We start from the raw sequence: 17,206 nt of genomic DNA, 5'->3' as shown, positions 1-17,206 counted from the left end.
GAAATTTATTAGGAGAGGAAGGGTACTTAATTATGATTATTGGAGAAGTAGTAGGAAATCTATGGGCTACGAGAAAAGATGAAAATCTTAATGGATTTAAATTCTTAGTTGTAAAAAAACTAGATTCTAAAGGTGAAAAAATAGATAACACAATTGTGGCAGTAGATAGCGTTGGTGCAGGAATAGGAGATCAAGTACTTATTGTTTATGGTAGTTCTGCAAGATATGTGGTCGGAGATAAGAAAGCACCAATAGACGCAACAATAGTAGGAATAGTAGATTCAGTAGAACTAGTATAAACTAATTCTACTAACATAAATACACATTACATGGAGTTGATTTTATGAATAGATCTTTAGGATTAATGGAGTTTAGTAGTATTGCAAGAGGAATAGAAGTAGCAGATATTATGTTTAAAGCGTCGAATGTTGAGGTTGTGACATTAAGACATATATGCCCAGGAAAATTTATGATTATACTTTGTGGTGATGTAGAAGAAGTAAAAGAAGCTATTGAAACCTCAAAGGAAATAGTAAGTAAAAATATCGTAGCAAGCTTTGTAATTACTAACGCTCACGAAGAATTAATAAATGGGCTCAAGAAAAGACCTCCTATTGATAATTTTGATGCTGTAGGCGTTATGGAAACTGCTAATGTTACTTCTTCATTAATTTCCTTAGACCTTGCATTAAAATCAGCTTCCATCAAATTAGTAAAATTAGTTATCGGTAATGGTATTGGTGGAAAGTCTTATTTTGTAGTTACAGGTTCTGTGAGTAGTGTAGAAGAAGCTATTAGGGTAGCTGAATCTATAATTGAACCTAAAAAAATAATTCATAAGACAATTATTCCGTCTCCTAGTAAAATTCTTTTAGAAAATCTATAAAAATATATAAGGAAAGAGGATGGCTATATGGATATAAATGAAATTATAATGTACATTATGGTAATATTCATGGTTGTAGGAGCTGTTGATAAAATCCTAGGAAATAAATTTGGATATGGAGAGCAGTTCGAAGAAGGACTTATGGCTATGGGGGCTTTAACTTTAGCAATGGTAGGAATTATATCCTTAGCTCCAGTTTTAGCAAACGTATTAAAGCCAGTAGTTGTTCCACTTTATAAAGCTGTTGGAGCAGATCCGTCAATGTTTGCTACAACATTACTTGCTTGTGATATGGGTGGATACCAATTAGCACAGCAATTAGCAGAAGCAAAAGAAGTTGCACCTTTTGCAGGATTAATATTAGGTTCTATGATGGGACCAACAATAGTATTTACTATACCTGTTGCATTAGGAATTATAAAAAAAGAAGATCATAAATTTTTAGCTAGAGGTGTGCTTGCAGGTATAATAACAATTCCAATAGGATCTTTTGTTGGAGGATTATTATCCGGATTATCTCCACTAGTAGTTCTTATGAACTTAACACCTATAATAATAGTTGCAGTTCTTATTGCTTTAGGATTAAAGTTAATACCAGAAAAAATGATAAAAGGTTTTACATACTTTGGAAAGTTTGTAACAGCTGTTATTACTGTAGGACTAGCTGCTATAATAATTGAAACAATCACTGGTATAGTTGTAATTCCAGGAATGGCTCCACTTTCAGAAGGAATAGGAGTAGTTGGAGATATTGCGATAGTTCTTGCAGGAGCGTATCCATTAGTACACTTTATAACTAAAGTATTTAAAAAGCCATTAATGAAATTAGGTTCATTATTAGGCATAGGAGAAGTAGCAGCTGCTGGTATGATAGCTTCATTAGCTAATAGTATTCCTATGTTTGGTATGATGAAAGATATGGATAATAGAGGGAAGATAATAAACGTTGCTTTTGCTGTAAGTGCTGCCTTTGTATTTGGGGATCATTTAGGCTTTGCAGCAGGTGTTAATAAAGATATGATTGCACCTATGATAGTTGCTAAATTAATAGGTGGTGCTTCAGCAGTAGCTTTAGCATGTTTTATGACACCAAAAAATGAAGTAAGTAAATAAGATATTTTAAAGGAGATGTTATATTATGGAGAACATAAATGAAAAAGCAATTGAGGAGATAATAAGAAGAATAATAACAGAGAAACTAGGTCAAATGACACCTGAATTTGAAAAGCATGTAGATCCAAGTGGCATAATGTCAATAAAAACTAGTACTGTAAAACCAGAAAAATTCGATACTGGTAAAGAAGGTGACAAGGTTTACTTAAAAGATGTAGTAACACTTGAAGAAAGTCCAAGATTAGGTTGTGGTGTTATGGAAATGGATCAAACTAGTTTTGCTTGGACATTAAAATATGATGAAGTAGATTATATAATTGATGGAACTTTAGAAATAGATATAGATGGAAGAAAAGTTGTAGGTAATAAAGGTGATTTAATTTTCATTCCTAGAAATTCTTCAATTAATTTCACAGTTCCAAATCATGCTAGATTTGTATATGTAACTTATCCAGCAAATTGGGCAGAGCTTGAGTAAAATAAAACTTATTTTAAATAATATAAAAATGCCTATAGACATAGTCTATAGGCATTTTTACATCTATAGGAAATTTTAAAAACTAGATATAAAAGCAATTTGTAACTTTTATCTTAACGCTTATTACTAATGAATATAATTTTGTTGTAGTTTTTTATTAGTTGTTCTCCTATGGTCATCTTAAGTTATCATCGTATCTTCTAATATTTCACTATGCTTACGAATAAGCTCGCTTTAAGCTTCTGCTACAATATTTTCTAATTCTTTATTTTTAGAGATATTTTTTTCAAGTTCCTCATTATATTGTTCACTTAAAATTTCTTCATTACAGCAACTTGCAAAGTTATTATTAGTTTTTATAGGATATTTTAAAATATGATTTTCATTATTAGAAGATTCATATTTTCTGATATCAGGTATCATTGTGTGTTCTTTTGCTTTCTTAAAAACATTACTTTCAACATTAATTTTTGAAGTATTATCAGGACTATTAACATCCATTTGTTCTTGAAGTTTATTATCACAACATTGAAGATCCTCTTCATCAAAAGATTTAATTATTATATCTTTACCATTATTAAATTTTTTATCAATGCAATCACAAAGCTTTTTATTATGCATTTCAGAAAGTTTATCTGAAACTACTTTTGCTACTGCTGCCACACCAATAACTGTAAGTGCGGTTTTCATAACCTTTTCAAATTTGTTATTCATTATTTTCACTCCTTTAAAAGTCATTACACTATGTTATTAGTAGTTTGTATACTTTTCTATTTTTTTATGTAATAAAATATTTTTATATACCTACTTTATTTATAATTATCCTATAGAATATTATTGTTAGCTTACTTTTTTTATATTTATCAATAGTATTACCCAAATATATAATTTTAATGTTGAATAATTAATTTTCTATTATGGAAATAAAATATATTAAATTTTTTCTTTCTGTATTATCTAAATACTCTAATGTGAGTTTTGTGTCTTTAAGAGTTTTTGATACCATAAGATGACAAAGAGCTATGCCACTATCAATTTTATTAATATAACCAAGAATTTTTGCTATTTTACTTCGTTTAACTCTGTACTATATTGTCCTTTTTAAAAAAAATCAAGGCTGACTATTAATAGTAGATGATGCTAGAAGTTTTAGCTTATATTTTCTAATAGAGCATCGTTTATAAATTGCATAGAGCAAATTATTATAAGTCACAGTACTACTCTCCTTCTATAAGCTTTAGTTTTTTCATAATATCTTCTAAATGAAGAATATAACTTTGAGTATTACTTATGTTATTGCTGTATTTAAAACTATTTTGAAGTATATCATTAAAGTATATAAGCTCTAGTTCATTTAGAGATTTTTTAAATCTAGCCTTACTTTCTTCATCTAAAGAATTATATCTAAGTACAATTTCATCATTAAATTCACTAATATTATTATTTAATCTTTCAGCTTTTTTTATATAGTTTTTCCTTCCGAACAAGAAGAATACTATACAAATCAAAATATAGAATATTGTTATATACATAAAAAGTTCCTTTCATTAGGTGTTTATAAGAAGAAAATGAAAATTAGCTATTACGTAGCTCCTAATATTCTCTACTTAAATATATTTTTTATCATAATTAATCATGTTGTATATTAATAAATATACAATACTTAGAATAAATTTTATCATAATCCTTAAGAAGTATAAAGCTATATTACTTACAAATATTACAAAGCAAATAAACGTTTATAGGAATTTTACAATGAATTTATAAAAATTGCCTTTATAAAAGAATAAATTAGATTAAAATTTATTATCACAAACAAATCATCTACTATTATATCTATAGGTAGAATTGAGCAAAGAATAGTAATAATTTTATAATAAAACTTTTTAGGTAAAGATTTTATGAATCTAGTGAAATAGGAACTAATAATTAATAATTTATTAACAATATATTTTAAAAAAGGATATTATACTCATATATAGAAATATTTATAATAAGAGAGTACTTGGAGGTGTTTATATGAGTAAACTATATTATTGTGTTGATTGTAAGAGATTAGTCGAAAATTCAGAAAAGTGTGATTATTGCAATAGCAGTTTTTTGAAAGCAATAACAAATGGAGCACCAGTAAATGTAATAGGAACTAAACAAAAAGGAAAAGTATTAAAAGTAGAAGATAGTACTGTAAAATTAATTGTTATAGATGAAGCTAAGAATAAACTTATAAAAGAGTATAAAGCAGAGCAATTAAGAAAGGTACTATAATAAGGCATTTTGCATATAATATAAAAAAAGAAGTATTTGTAGCTTGCATTTAACTTATGCATAGACTGTAACAGCTATGACAATTTGTTAAATTAAGAGCTATGAATACTTTTTTTATTATGTCTTGAGTCATAGAATGATATCTATAATTTAAAAATGAGAATTGCTATAAGATTTGATAAATTCTTACTAAAGTATTAGAATGATTTAGGGGCTAGTACAAAGGAGGGGTGATATGAAAAAAATTAATGGAATAATTTATGCCATGCTTTCTTCAGTAGGTTTTGGCCTTATGCCTATATTTACAAAGATAGCTTATAACAATGGCTTAAATCCTATAACAGTAGTTACTCTTAGATTTTTAGTAGCTAGTATTTTATTATTGGGGTATTTTATTATTTGTAAAGTGAATTTTAAGATTAGTAAAAAACAGCTTATAATACTTATGGCCATTGGCGTAACAGGGTATTCTACCACAGCCTTAACTTTATTTTTATCATATAATTATATTACAGTAGGTTTAGCTACTACTATGCATTTTATATATCCGGCTTTAGTCACTTTGTTATCTCTTATAATTTATAAAGAAAAGTTAAATAAGCATAAAATAATATCCTTGTTATTATCTTTAATGGGAATATATATTTTAGTAGGCGTGGATATAGGTGGGATAAGCCTTAAAGGAAGTTCCTTGGCATTATTTTCAGGATTAAGCTATGCAGCTTGTGTTGTTAGTATGGCAAGCAAAGCTTTAGAGGACCTGGATAATAAAGTTATAACCTTTTATCTTGCATTATTTTCAGCTATCGCAATGCTTTTATATGGAGGATTAAAGGGAGAACTTATAACAACTCTAAACATATATTCTACCTTAGCGGTATTAGGAGTGTCTGTAATCTCTACAATAGCGGCTATCATATTATTTCTTCATGGTGTTAAGATAATAGGAACTTCAAATGCAGCTATATTGAGTACTTTTGAACCTATTGTTGGAGTAATTATGGGAATCATAATATTTAAGGAAACTTTAACTATACAACTTTTTGTTGGAGGAATATTTATAATAGCATCAGTTATAATACTTTCGCGTTCGGTAAAGGATAACTCAATGGAAGGAAAAGAAGAAAGTTTAGAAGACGCCAGCATAACAAAATCATATATTGAGAATTAGTTAAATAACAACTAATTCTCAAGTTGAGAGCAAAATAGATGTTTATATTGGAGTATTATAAACATCTGTTTTATTTTGTCATGAAATTGTCATAGTTTTTGTTTACAGTAAAGTAAAGAGCATTTTTATTGCAACAGCTAAAGACATGGTTACAAATATAGGTTTTATTATTTTAGAGCCCTTATTAATGGCAAGCCTTGTACCTGCCTCAGCACCAAGTACCATAAATATTGCAACCACTAATCCAATTTTATAATCAATAGAATTATTTATAGCGAAGGTAATAAGTGCAGAAATATTACTTACAAAGTTTAAGCATTTACTATTAGCAGAGGCATGTAAAAAATCGAATTTATAAATTTTTATCATTCCAAATACTAAAAAAGAACCGGTGCCTGGACCAAAAAATCCATCATAAAAGCCAAGTGAAAATGCAAAGCACATACCGATTATTATATTTTTCTTTGTAAGTCCGGAAAAATTATCCTCACTGCCTATATCTTTTGAAAATAATGTATATATTCCTATACCTAAAACGAAAACTAATACTAAAGGATAAAGAAATTCTTGATCAATTAGTAATACTGTTCTAACACCTAATACAGAACCTACCAAAGTAAAAGGTACAAGGAATTTTAATAATTTAAAATTGACGAATCCAGATTTACTGAATTTATAAGCACTAGTAAAAGAACCGGTAGTAGCAGTAAATTTATTAGTTCCAAGGCTAAGATGAGGAGATACTCCTGCCATTAAGTATGCAGGAAGACTTATAAGTCCACCACCGCCTGCTATAGCATCAATAAATGCAGCGGCAAAACAAGCAATAGATAAGAAAATTAATTCAGCTAACATATTAACACCCCTAAAAATATATAGTCCATGTATATTATAAAGCTTATCTATAGTAAATAGAAGGGGAGTTATATATAATTGTCTTATTTCATAAAATTAAAAACAGTATCTTTTTCATTAATATCATATAAAAATTTAAGTTATAAGTGATAAAGTGTCACTAAGATTTATAAGGAGAGATAAAATGAGCAATAATAAAAACAAAATAGGTTTTAAGGAAATATTCATAACTGCAATAACAGATTTATTAGCCATGCTAGGAATTTCAGCTTTTGGTACTGTTATATTAGACTTTATACTAAGATTATTTGGGTATTTTATTGCAGAAAAAATTCAAACTATATTGGTATTATACTTAATTACATATATAATATATAATGTTGTAATGACATTAAAAAAGGATGGAATGACTTTTGGACAAAAAGTTTCAAAATTAAAATTAGTAAAATGTGAAGAAGAGAATAAAGATCTACAACCAGTTGTTGATATTGAAGACTAATTTTTAAATTGTCCACTAGAATTTCCTAATTTTTAAAGCCGTGTATTAAAGAATAGGAGAAGATATTAGAGAGAAAGAGAAAAGAATATGAATTTTTAATAGAAACTACAGAATTTCCAGGTAAAGGTGTTGCCTTCTATGAGGGAGAAAAAGTAGCTATAAAAAATACATTACCGGGACAAAAGGTAAGAGCAAAAGTTACTAAAAAAAATTCCAATGGAGTAGAAGCTAAATTAATGGAAGTTTTAGAGGATGTGGATTATAAAATAACTCCTCATTGTGAAATATCTAATCAATGTGGTGGATGTAGTCATGCGTTTTTATCTTATGAAAAACAGTTAGAACTTAAAAGTGAGCAGATATTAAAGCTTCTAGATAACGCAGGCATAACTGGATATGAATTTTTAGGGATTGAAGGAAGTCCAAAGGAACTAGAATATAGAAATAAGATGGAATTTACCTTTGGAGATATGGAAAAAGGCGGAGAACTTACTTTAGGAATGCATGTGAAAAATCAAAGTTTTAGCATAATAACAGTAGATAAATGCAAAATTGTTGATGAAGATTTTAGAGCTATATTATATACAACTCTAGAGCATTTTAGAAAAACAGATCTTCCATATTATAAAGTTTTAAAACACGAGGGATATCTAAGAAATCTAGTGATAAGAAAGGCAATAAATACAGAAGAAATTCTTGTAAACATAGTAACTACAACTCAGAGAGAATATGATTTTACACCTTACATAGAAGAATTAAATTCTTTAGAACTTAAAGGAAAGATCACAGGAATAATACATACATTAAACGATTCTCTATCTGATGTAGTTCAAGCAGATAAAGTAGAGATGCTTTATGGAAGGGCATATATAATAGAAAATTTATTAGGATTAAACTTTAAGATAAATCCATTTGCCTTTTTCCAAACTAATACAAAAGGTGCTGAAAAACTTTATAGCATAGTAAGAGATTTCTTAGGAGACTCAGATTCAAAAGTAGTATTTGACCTATACTGTGGAACTGGTACTATAGGGCAAATTGTAGCTCCAAATGCTAAAAAGGTAATAGGAATAGAACTTATAGAAGAGGCAGTGGAAGCAGCAAAAGAAAATGCTAAATTAAATAATTTAAACAACTGTGAATTTATAGCTGGAGACGTAGCAAAAGTAATACAAAATATAACTATAAAACCAGATATAATAATTCTAGACCCACCAAGAGCAGGAGTACATCCAGTAGCACTAGACTATGTAATAAAGTTCAATGCAAAGGAAATAATATATGTATCCTGTAATCCAAAAACTTTAGCAACAGACCTGCAAGTGCTAACAGCAAATGGCTATAAAGTGGAAAAGGTTAAACTAAAAGATATGTTCCCGCACACACCGCATTGTGAAGCAGTGGTGAAGTTAACAAAGTAATTGTAACTAAATAATAAATCTCTGTTTTTATAAAAAAGATTTAATTTTAAAGCTCACAGGCTGTGCCTGTGGGCTTTTTGCATATTCAAAAAAGAATAGAAAAATGTTGAGAAAAGGAAGAAGAAAAGAATCTGAAAAAAAGCAAAAGATCAGGGCGTGTCTGAAAACTAAGTAGTGTATGAGACCTAAATTTCAGCTATAATATAAAAAACTTCGAGGTTAAAACTATGAAACAAAAGCGTTATGAAATATCAGATGACAGTAGAATCAAATAAAGAATTTATTTCCTGTGGCAAGGACAGGAAGACCTCCAAAAGATAATAGGGCCATGTTTAATGTCACACTATGGATTGCAAGAAGTAGTGCAGCATGGCGTGGTTTGCCAGAACGTTTTAGCTTATGGAAAACAGTATACAGTCGTTTGTGGAAGTGGCGTGATGACGGCACTCTATTAGTAAGCTTTAAAGAGCTAATCTCAGATGCAGATTATGAAGATTTAAAGCTTGAGGGACGGTTCATATTTAAAGTGCGATTGATAATTACTATATAATCTTTTTTATATAGTAACAATTATGAACCGTCCCTTAATTAAGAAGGGGGATTATGGAAAGCGCCGCAGAATTGATTGAATAAAAAAAGAAATAATTCTATTGAGTTCATTAAAATGTTAAAACAAGAAATAAGTAAGGTATAAATTCCTAATTGCTATATAAATAGTGATTAGGGATTTTTAACAGACTAAATAATTTGGGTTAATTGTTCAGCCATATTTTACAATATATTATATTGAATGGATTTTTTTTTACTAATATTAATTTAAAATTTAATTTAATGAGTTAAAAATTTTAAATATTAAAAAAAATACTTTGCTTTTATTGGGGGTTGTGTTACAATTTACAAGAAAAAGAATTAATTTAGGTTATATTGTAGTTTTTACCTATTAATTAATATAATTTACATGTTTTTTATTGACTCAAGTATTAAATAGAAACAAATTAACTTTGATTATTAATTCTTTAATTAATATAAAATTTTTATTAACCGAACTAAGGGGGACATAATTATGAAATCTAAAAAATTAAAATTATCATTGTTATTGAGTGCTTATGCATTGTGTTCAATGTTATTAACAAAGCCTGTTAATGCAGAGGTTGGAGTTGTTCAGGGGGCTACACCTATTAATCAAGGTATGGCTATTCATGCAGACGACTTTACAATATACAATGATAAAATTGCTGCATCTTTTGCAGTAGGAACAAATAACTACTGGAACATGACAAATGGAAGTATCCTTGATGTTGCTATTATGAAAGATGGCAAATTTGGTGTTGATTTAGTAAATGATATTGAATTTCTAAACAATTACTGGACAGCTACAGGAGCATTTAACGGTGAAAATCTACAGAAAAGTCCAAAGGAAAATATTACATACAAAATAGAAGAGAATAAGGTTGTTGTTACTGCTAAAACAAGATATTGGACAGCAGGACATAAATTACCTTTAAATGTCACAATCGAGTATACATTAGAAGATGGTAAAAATTATATTGGTTTAAAAACAACTGTTGAAAATCCAGAAGGAAATGATGTTTATGAAAACATGTATGGTGGATATTCAATTAGTACTTTAGCTGCTAGCACTTTTGGACCTTTTGGATATTATCCGGACAAAAAAATAACTGGTATCGGAATTGGTGCTGATAAAGACGTTAATGAAAGATTTGGAAATTACGTTGTAACTTATGATAAAGATTATGCTGTTTCCGTTCAATTAGATGGGGCAAATACATATAAAGGGTCAAGTGGATATAAGGATGTCTATGCAAATAATACAATTGAACCAGGAAAGAGCTGTATTTATACAGGTGAAATTTTAGTCTCAGATAAAGGTGAAACAACGCCTATTATTGAACGTTTCATGGAAAAAGATAAAACAATTCAATCAGCGAATGTAAACGGTGTAGTTAAGGATTCAAAGGGGAATTCTGTAAAAGATGCATTTGTAGTAATTAGTAAAAAAGGTTCTTATAAGGAAACTGAAAAATCTCATGGTAAAGAACAACTTAAAAAAGATATTATGCAGCCATTTGCTTGGAAAATAACAGATGAAAATGGTCACTTTGAATTTGATTTACCAAAAGATGAATATGAGATTCATATTGAAGCTAAGGGATATACACCGTCAGATATTCAGAAGTTAAACCTAACAAAAGATTCAACCTTAGATTTTATGGTTAAAGATGGAGCTCAAGCTTCTCTTAAAGCTGTTGATGAAAATGGAAATCCAGTTGATTTCAAGGTAACTGTATCAGGAATTACATCAACATTTAAAACACTTGGGGGAAATGTATTCTTTACAGATCCAAAAACACATGAAGCTAAATTTGCGGTATCGGCTCCTGAAAACCCTGTAACGTTTACAATTACACGTGCCAGTGATTATGAATCACTTCCAGTTACAATAACAAAAACAATAAAGCCGGGTGAAACGCTTAATGAAGAAGTTGTACTTCCTACATTAATAAAAACAAATTCAAGAAATTGGTATAGTATGGACAACCATCAACATGCAGACTTTGGTGATGGTGCAACACCAGTTGAAGAACTATTTAAAGCTCAAATTGCAGCAGGTTTAAATTATAACCTTGTTTCTGATCATGATGCAGTAGTAAATGATCCTCTTATGGCTAAATTAGCTAAAAAAGGTAAGAGACCATTTATTCCAAGTATTGAAGTTTCTCCAGGTTGGGGTCATTGGGGTATTTTAGGTGTTGATTATAAAAAGGATCCGATTTCTCCAGACCTAACTCCAGCAGAGATAATTAAAGCTGCACATGATATGGGTGCTCTTGTAGTTGTTAATCATCCATATACAGAATATGGTTTCTTCTATAATAGAGATAGCGTTAAAGGTGGATATGATGAGGGTTCTGAAGATTTCGATTTACTTGAATTACAATCTACAATTGATTTAACTGATAGTACTAACATAGATAAAAGAGCATTAGATTCTGCAATGGAATATTGGAATAAAGGTATTAAAAAATATTTAAGCGCAGGTTCAGACCAACACGATGTAACTTCAGGATTGTACCCAGGAATTATCAGATTATATGCTTATATTGAGGGGGAAAATACAACTGAGAAGTATCTTCAAACAATAAAAGATGGTCATAGTTATGTAACAATGGGACCTATATTTACACCAGAAGCAAACACAATGTTTGGTACAACACAAAAAGTTAATGCAGGTGAAAAATACACACTAAATACAGAAATCCAAGCTGTTAATGGATTAAATCATATTGATGTTTACAGCGAAGGTAAGATTATTGCATCAAAAGACTTTGATAATACACAAGATGCTGTTAATTATACACTAGATGTAAAGCCAACAAAAAATACATGGTATAGTTTTGTTGCAACTGATGGAAAAGGTCACTACGCAGTTACAAATCCTATTTGGGTAGACATTGCAGATGGTACTGAAAAATCAGGATCAAATGAAGGAACAGAAGCCACTACAGTTGGAGATACTGCTACACGTACATACGTAATATTAATAGCAGGTTCTATATTATTACTAGGCGCAGGTGTATTTGTATTTAAAAAGCGTCATAAGTAAATTTAAGTTATCATTTAAAAAGTTATTATTAGTAAAAGTCTTAAGCCTAGGAATTATAGTCCTAGGCTTAGGATGCATTTTTGGTCATTAATTAATATATGGTTACAGCCAAGAAATTCTTACGAGGAAGCCACTGATAATATAGAGTATTCATCTGAATTAGATTTTTACGATAAAAGTACAGTTATTTATAAGGTGAATCCTGAGAAGGGAGATAACTTTGGAACTCTTACAATGCCAATTCTAAAGCAAAAGTTTCCCATTATACAGGGAACTGGTGATAAGGGGTTAAAAAAAGGTATAGGCCACTTCCTTGAAAGTGCACTACCTGGCGAAGAAGACAACTGTGTTTTTTCAGGACATCAAGATACTGTATTTAGCCAAATGGGCGAACTCAAAATGGAAATCCATTGATTGTGCAAACGTCAGCTAGAATATTTATTTATGAGGTGAGTGAAACTCGAATAGTTAAAAAAGATGATAAAACGGTAATTGTGCCTGTAGATAATGCGAAACTTACTATGACAACTTGTTATCCATTTTATTTTATTGGAGATGATTCAGAGCGTTATATAGTTTTCGCAAGCTTAGTGAAAAATAAAAAAACGGCATCTTAGGATGCTGCTTTTTTTTATGGATAAGTTCAGAACAATTTATAGTGAACCGGTGTAGTTTGGGGACGGTTCATATTTAAAGTATGATTGATAATTACTATGCAATCTTTTTATATGGTATAATTATGAACCGTCCCTTCATACTGTAACTTAGAAAGGTATTTCTCGAAATACCTACTAAAAGTTTATTGGTTTTCAGTTGAAGCAAGTTTATAATTATAATCGAATGCAATTTAAAGACTTCAAGCTATAAAAGCTAGAAGTCCTTTTTGAATATAAAAATATAATTAACGACGTAGGACATTGATATGCAGGCAATTAGTTACCAACTATAAACTCCACAGCCTTCAAAGTTTTTTCATCTAAATCTTCTGGGTACCAGTGGCCGATTCCTTTATTAATATGGTACTCATGGGCAAGTCCAACTTCCTTAAATAATTTTAAAAGATGTTGAACAGTTGGGTTAGTGTCCTCATCGCCTTCAAGAATAACTATTTTTGTTTTTCTTTCTGCTAATTTCTTCGTGTCTTCAAGTCCGATGCTATCTAAGTGATCACCAGGACATAGTCCAATAACACCTTTTATTGGGATAGTGTCTTCAAAAGCAATATTAATAGAAGTAGTTGCACCACCAGAGAAACCTCCAATTAGTACACAAGTTTCATCAATGGAATAGTCTAATAATAATTGTTCATAGCAATCTTTTAGTTCTTTTCTTGATAGAGCTGGATCACTAAGCCAGCCAAAGCTGTTATGGAAATAGATTTGTGATGATTGAGGATATGCAACTATGTATCCTTTTTCCAAAAGTGCATCAGGCTTCCAATACCAGCTAGTATTTTTTATGTTGCAACGAAATCCATCACCATGTAGACAAAAGAATAATGGATGTTTTTTTGTTGGATCATAAGATTTTGGAAGGTGAACTTCATATTCTAGCTTAGAATTTTCTTTAACTTGTTGAAGCAGCTTTGCATTTAAATTATTAAGAGACTCATATTCAGGGTGGTTTCTTAATAAATCAAAGTTTGACCAGTGTAGGGGAAATGGATAACCTTTTTCAAGTGATTTTTTTATAAGATTAATACAGCTCTCACTATTATTGGTTCGAGTATATATCCTAGATTCATCCATCATAAGTTCAAATAGATTTTCTTCATATTCATCTTTTGGCAGAAGTTCATTTGCATGAAGGAGTATATTTAAAACTTCATCATACTTTTTTTCAGAGAAGGGTATTGAATAGTATTCTTCAAATTCATAAAAATTTCTATAATTCATAAGCATCCCCTTTAATTAATATTTATTCAAATTATTACCAATGGGTTGATTATAACAGATAAAGGCTTACAAGTATATGGAAAGATTAGTTATAAGTATTTTTTATTTATGAAGTTAATAATGGCATAATAATTTATAAGACAAGGGTTATAAAGAGAAGAGGTGAAATGAAGTGAATCTTAGAAATAATAAATCTCTGCTTTTTATAAAAAAGGTTTGATTTTAAAGCTCACAGGCTATGCCTGTGGGCTTTTTGCTTATTCAAAAAAGAATAGAAAAAGGTTGAGAAAAGGAAGAAGAAAAGAGTATGAAAAAAGCAAGAGATTATTACAATTTAAAAAAGTTGTGCTTCAATAAAATGGGATAAATATAATGAAAAAAGTAAAAATCGGATGGCTGGAAAGAAATAGAAACAGTAAGTTTTCCAAACTATAAAACAAATGAGGATAACATAATTGAAAATGTTGATGATGGAATCTTAGAGGTGAATAATGAAGCAATTAATGATATACAAAAATTAAATTATAAGGATCACATTTTTACAATACTTATAAAATGTAACTCTATTTTTATGCAAGATAGTAGAACTATTAAAAATATAAATTGTAAAAATCTTATGCTTAATATGCAATATCATGGAGAGCGCAACAATGTGTATCATTTATGAACTATACAGTCTAAGAGATATGGGGTTATTGAAAAATGATATAAATTAATTTATAAATAATAGCTTCTATAAGATATATACTGGTTGATGGCTAATTTGTAAAATGGAAAACTTACGTTTTAAAGTTTAATAATATTTCTAAACAAAAAAAGGATTGCATACCATATTTCCTATTTTTGAAAAATTACTTTAAATATGTGAAAGAATATAATAAAATTGATAATATAATAAATATTAAAAGTAATGTAAAAATATAGAGTATGATAAGAGGAATAATGGCAGAAGGAAATATGACAAGGTGATTTATGAAAATATATGCTGTGAAAGTTTCTGATATTAGTGAAGAAAAATCAAATGGAGGGATAATATGGCTGGAATTATAACACATTTGGCGATTGCAAATAAAATAGTAAATGAATTACCTCACGAAATAATTACAAATAAGGGAATGTTTTATACAGGTTCAATAGCTCCAGATTTAATTCGTATGAGAGAAGGGGCTATAAGAGCAGATAAAAAACACTCACATATGAGAGATAATATTGCAGATGTAGATTTTAACAAGAAAGAGAATATTACAATATTTCATAATAGAGTTATTAGCTTTATAAATGATAATATATCTAAAGAAAACAATAAAATTGACTTGTATAGGGGATATGTAGTGCATTTGCTTTCAGATGAAATGTTTCTTATCACAGTTAGACCAAATTTTGTAACAAAAATGAAAACTTTAGGCATAGAGCCAACTGATATATTATTTCGAGATAAGATCTTATATGATTTAGATAGTCATGATTTTAAGCTTGTAAAAGATAATAGTGAAATGAAAGATATATTCAATTTATTAAAAAATGTTGAACCTCATTGCGTCAATGGGTACATTACGGATAAAGAAATAATGTTAGGCATAAATTGGGTATTAGAAAAAAATCTAAATCAAAAACATGAAGCGTCAGAACCCATATATATTTCATATGAGGAAATATTAACATATATTGATGAAACTGCTCATAATGTTATAAGTAAATTATCAGATGGTGTAATATTTCCAAAAATATTTTGAATTTAGAATAGAAGGCATCGTATGAAGATATCAATACTTAATCATATGCCTAAATAAAGAGTATGCTTTTAAGAAAAGGATTATTAAAAGAATTTATTAAGGAGTTTTATTTAAAAGCTTGAGGGACGGTTCATATTTATGTGGACTATTGGATTATATTGGGTATAATCTTTTGTTCTGCTGCTCTTTTGTATCATCCATAATTTCTTTGGAAATAGAATTATGGAAAGATAATCTTAAAAAAATTTATGAAGGTGTAACAAAATATGAGACATTTATGAATGGAGAATTAAATATGGTATATAACAAGTATTGGGAGTTTGAAGGTAAAATTACTACTCTTTATAACCAAAAAAGATATAGAGATGCAATAAATTTATTAGAACATGCATCAGAATATCTCCCTAAACAGGAGTTTGATAAGCATTCATTTGAGATAATGCTTTCAAAAGCTGGATTTTATTGTAATGAAAAAATGCATGAGGAATGTATTAATGTGATATCATATCTTATTAATGAAGGATTTGCCTGTGATGATGATATTTTTGGTGCAATTAATTTAAAAGAAGATATTAGATATATTGAACTTAAGAATAAAAATGATTTACTGTTACAAAAAGCTAAGGAAAAGAGTAAGCTTAAATATGCTGTCCATCTACCTAGTAATTATGGTGAAGAAAAAAGATATCCATTGTTTATTGGGTTGCATGGTGATCCTGGAAATATCGATGAATTTAGTGAATATTGGAAAGCTGATGAATTTTTAAGAAAAGATTTTATTTTTGTATATATTCAATCTTCACAATTATATCGTCATAATGGTTTTACTTGGACAACCAATTCTCTTATTTCAAGGAATGATATTAAAGAATGTTATAATTTAATACTTCAAGAATATTCTATTGATGAGAAGTGTGTAGTAATTGGAGGATTCTCAGGAGGAGCAATAACAGCGTTAGATATTACATTTGCTAATATTATTCCTATAAAAGGATTTATTGCTATAGGTCCAGATTTTCCAAAATCATTTACAAAAGACAATGTTAATCTTGCTGCAAATAGAGGTGTTAGAGGAATATTTATGGAAGGAGAAGTTATAATACCATTGGAAGAACAAGAAGAAATGATTAAAGTCTTTAAAGAAGTTAATTTTCCTTATGAATTTTATATTAACAAAGGTATAGGACATGCTATTCCACAGGATCTTCCTGACAAATTGAATAAAGCATTAGAGTTCATATATTTAAGGGACGGTTCATTTTAAT

At 29.1% G+C, this 17,206-nt stretch carries 16 protein-coding genes and 1 pseudogene; 13 read left to right on the top strand and 4 right to left on the bottom strand.

Translation table 11 applies throughout. The features are described from left to right. The first annotated feature begins 32 nt into the window (after positions 1-32). Genes B2W91_RS02020 through B2W91_RS02005 form a run of 4 tightly spaced genes read left to right on the top strand, consistent with a single transcriptional unit; the run spans position 33 to position 2,477 of the window. A complete protein-coding gene (locus tag B2W91_RS02020) occupies positions 33-299 on the top strand; it encodes a EutN/CcmL family microcompartment protein (RefSeq protein WP_291578594.1) in 267 nt (88 codons plus the stop codon). Between the two features lie 44 nt (positions 300-343). Continuing rightward, positions 344-886, top strand: coding sequence for a BMC domain-containing protein (locus B2W91_RS02015; RefSeq protein WP_291578593.1), 543 nt, complete (start codon positions 344-346; stop codon positions 884-886). Positions 887-913: 27 nt separating this feature from the next. After that, positions 914-1,999 (top strand): ethanolamine utilization protein EutH, encoded by a 1,086-nt coding sequence (eutH, locus tag B2W91_RS02010; RefSeq protein ID WP_291578592.1) that lies wholly within the window; start codon positions 914-916, stop codon positions 1,997-1,999. A 25-nt stretch (positions 2,000-2,024) separates the two neighbouring features. After that, positions 2,025-2,477 (top strand): cupin domain-containing protein, encoded by a 453-nt coding sequence (locus tag B2W91_RS02005; protein ID WP_291578591.1) that lies wholly within the window; start codon positions 2,025-2,027, stop codon positions 2,475-2,477. A gap of 234 nt (positions 2,478-2,711) precedes the next feature. On the opposite strand, the gene B2W91_RS02000 is transcribed toward B2W91_RS02005, so the two are convergent. Then, on the bottom strand, positions 2,712-3,191 hold the full coding sequence (locus B2W91_RS02000; protein WP_291578589.1) for a hypothetical protein: 480 nt from the start codon (positions 3,189-3,191) through the stop codon (positions 2,712-2,714). 503 nt (positions 3,192-3,694) lie between these two features. After that, on the bottom strand, positions 3,695-4,009 hold the full coding sequence (locus B2W91_RS01995; RefSeq protein ID WP_291578588.1) for a hypothetical protein: 315 nt from the start codon (positions 4,007-4,009) through the stop codon (positions 3,695-3,697). Between the two features lie 487 nt (positions 4,010-4,496). Here B2W91_RS01995 and B2W91_RS01990 point away from each other — a divergent pair, with 487 nt between their 5' ends. Together B2W91_RS01990 and B2W91_RS01985 are read left to right on the top strand one after the other, a co-directional pair. Then, positions 4,497-4,742: a hypothetical protein gene (locus B2W91_RS01990; RefSeq protein WP_291578587.1), complete on the top strand. Its 246-nt coding sequence runs from the start codon at positions 4,497-4,499 to the stop codon at positions 4,740-4,742. A 235-nt stretch (positions 4,743-4,977) separates the two neighbouring features. After that, positions 4,978-5,913 (top strand): DMT family transporter, encoded by a 936-nt coding sequence (locus B2W91_RS01985; RefSeq protein WP_291578586.1) that lies wholly within the window; start codon positions 4,978-4,980, stop codon positions 5,911-5,913. Between the two features lie 102 nt (positions 5,914-6,015). On the opposite strand, the gene B2W91_RS01980 is transcribed toward B2W91_RS01985, so the two are convergent. Beyond that, positions 6,016-6,768, bottom strand: coding sequence for a sulfite exporter TauE/SafE family protein (locus B2W91_RS01980; RefSeq protein ID WP_291578585.1), 753 nt, complete (start codon positions 6,766-6,768; stop codon positions 6,016-6,018). A gap of 184 nt (positions 6,769-6,952) precedes the next feature. Between B2W91_RS01980 and B2W91_RS01975 the strand changes: the two genes are divergently transcribed. From B2W91_RS01975 to B2W91_RS20965, 5 genes and pseudogenes are all read left to right on the top strand, one after another. Beyond that, the gene (locus B2W91_RS01975) at positions 6,953-7,267 is read left to right on the top strand and encodes an RDD family protein (RefSeq protein ID WP_291578583.1); all 315 of its coding nucleotides are present in this window, start codon (positions 6,953-6,955) and stop codon (positions 7,265-7,267) included. Positions 7,268-7,329: 62 nt separating this feature from the next. Further along, positions 7,330-8,688, top strand: a complete 1,359-nt coding sequence (gene rlmD, locus B2W91_RS01970; RefSeq protein WP_291578627.1) for a 23S rRNA (uracil(1939)-C(5))-methyltransferase RlmD — start codon at positions 7,330-7,332, stop codon at positions 8,686-8,688. A 271-nt stretch (positions 8,689-8,959) separates the two neighbouring features. Then, a complete protein-coding gene (locus B2W91_RS20970; protein ID WP_414633096.1) occupies positions 8,960-9,238 on the top strand; it encodes a transposase in 279 nt (92 codons plus the stop codon). Positions 9,239-9,751: 513 nt separating this feature from the next. Then, complete coding sequence (locus tag B2W91_RS01965) at positions 9,752-12,313, top strand: CehA/McbA family metallohydrolase (protein WP_291578582.1); 2,562 nt, start codon at positions 9,752-9,754, stop codon at positions 12,311-12,313. A gap of 72 nt (positions 12,314-12,385) precedes the next feature. Further along, positions 12,386-12,930 (top strand): annotated as a pseudogene (locus B2W91_RS20965) (class D sortase). Between the two features lie 315 nt (positions 12,931-13,245). Here the strand turns inward: B2W91_RS20965 and B2W91_RS01950 are convergent. After that, complete coding sequence (locus B2W91_RS01950; protein ID WP_291578580.1) at positions 13,246-14,208, bottom strand: alpha/beta hydrolase; 963 nt, start codon at positions 14,206-14,208, stop codon at positions 13,246-13,248. Between the two features lie 1,034 nt (positions 14,209-15,242). Between B2W91_RS01950 and B2W91_RS01945 the strand changes: the two genes are divergently transcribed. Further along, positions 15,243-15,941 carry a zinc dependent phospholipase C family protein gene (locus tag B2W91_RS01945; protein WP_291578579.1) on the top strand — a complete coding sequence of 233 codons (699 nt, stop codon included), beginning with the start codon at positions 15,243-15,245 and terminating at the stop codon, positions 15,939-15,941. A gap of 118 nt (positions 15,942-16,059) precedes the next feature. Then, positions 16,060-17,205 (top strand): alpha/beta hydrolase, encoded by a 1,146-nt coding sequence (locus tag B2W91_RS01940; protein ID WP_291578578.1) that lies wholly within the window; start codon positions 16,060-16,062, stop codon positions 17,203-17,205. The last annotated feature ends 1 nt before the right edge of the window (position 17,206 follow it).

Origin of the sequence: Clostridium sp. UBA6640, assembly GCF_002455975.1 — a bacterium.
GTDB lineage: Bacteria > Bacillota > Clostridia > Clostridiales > Clostridiaceae > Clostridium_J.
The sequence above is the reverse complement of the archived record's forward strand: the minus strand, read 5'-3'. Positions and strand labels throughout refer to the sequence as shown.

Excerpts from the sequence above, each read along its gene's own strand:
- B2W91_RS01965 (WP_291578582.1), top strand. The coding sequence starts at position 9,752 with ATGAAATCTAAAAAATTAAAATTATCATTGTTATTGAGTGCTTATGCA.
- B2W91_RS02000 (WP_291578589.1), bottom strand. The coding sequence starts at position 3,191 with ATGAATAACAAATTTGAAAAGGTTATGAAAACCGCACTTACAGTTATT.
- B2W91_RS01950 (WP_291578580.1), bottom strand. The coding sequence starts at position 14,208 with ATGAATTATAGAAATTTTTATGAATTTGAAGAATACTATTCAATACCC.
- B2W91_RS01980 (WP_291578585.1), bottom strand. The coding sequence starts at position 6,768 with ATGTTAGCTGAATTAATTTTCTTATCTATTGCTTGTTTTGCCGCTGCA.
- B2W91_RS01990 (WP_291578587.1), top strand. The coding sequence starts at position 4,497 with ATGAGTAAACTATATTATTGTGTTGATTGTAAGAGATTAGTCGAAAAT.
- B2W91_RS02005 (WP_291578591.1), top strand. The coding sequence starts at position 2,025 with ATGGAGAACATAAATGAAAAAGCAATTGAGGAGATAATAAGAAGAATA.
- B2W91_RS01945 (WP_291578579.1), top strand. The coding sequence starts at position 15,243 with ATGGCTGGAATTATAACACATTTGGCGATTGCAAATAAAATAGTAAAT.
- B2W91_RS01975 (WP_291578583.1), top strand. The coding sequence starts at position 6,953 with ATGAGCAATAATAAAAACAAAATAGGTTTTAAGGAAATATTCATAACT.
- B2W91_RS01985 (WP_291578586.1), top strand. The coding sequence starts at position 4,978 with ATGAAAAAAATTAATGGAATAATTTATGCCATGCTTTCTTCAGTAGGT.
- B2W91_RS02015 (WP_291578593.1), top strand. The coding sequence starts at position 344 with ATGAATAGATCTTTAGGATTAATGGAGTTTAGTAGTATTGCAAGAGGA.
- B2W91_RS01995 (WP_291578588.1), bottom strand. The coding sequence starts at position 4,009 with ATGTATATAACAATATTCTATATTTTGATTTGTATAGTATTCTTCTTG.
- eutH (WP_291578592.1), top strand. The coding sequence starts at position 914 with ATGGATATAAATGAAATTATAATGTACATTATGGTAATATTCATGGTT.
- B2W91_RS02020 (WP_291578594.1), top strand. The coding sequence starts at position 33 with ATGATTATTGGAGAAGTAGTAGGAAATCTATGGGCTACGAGAAAAGAT.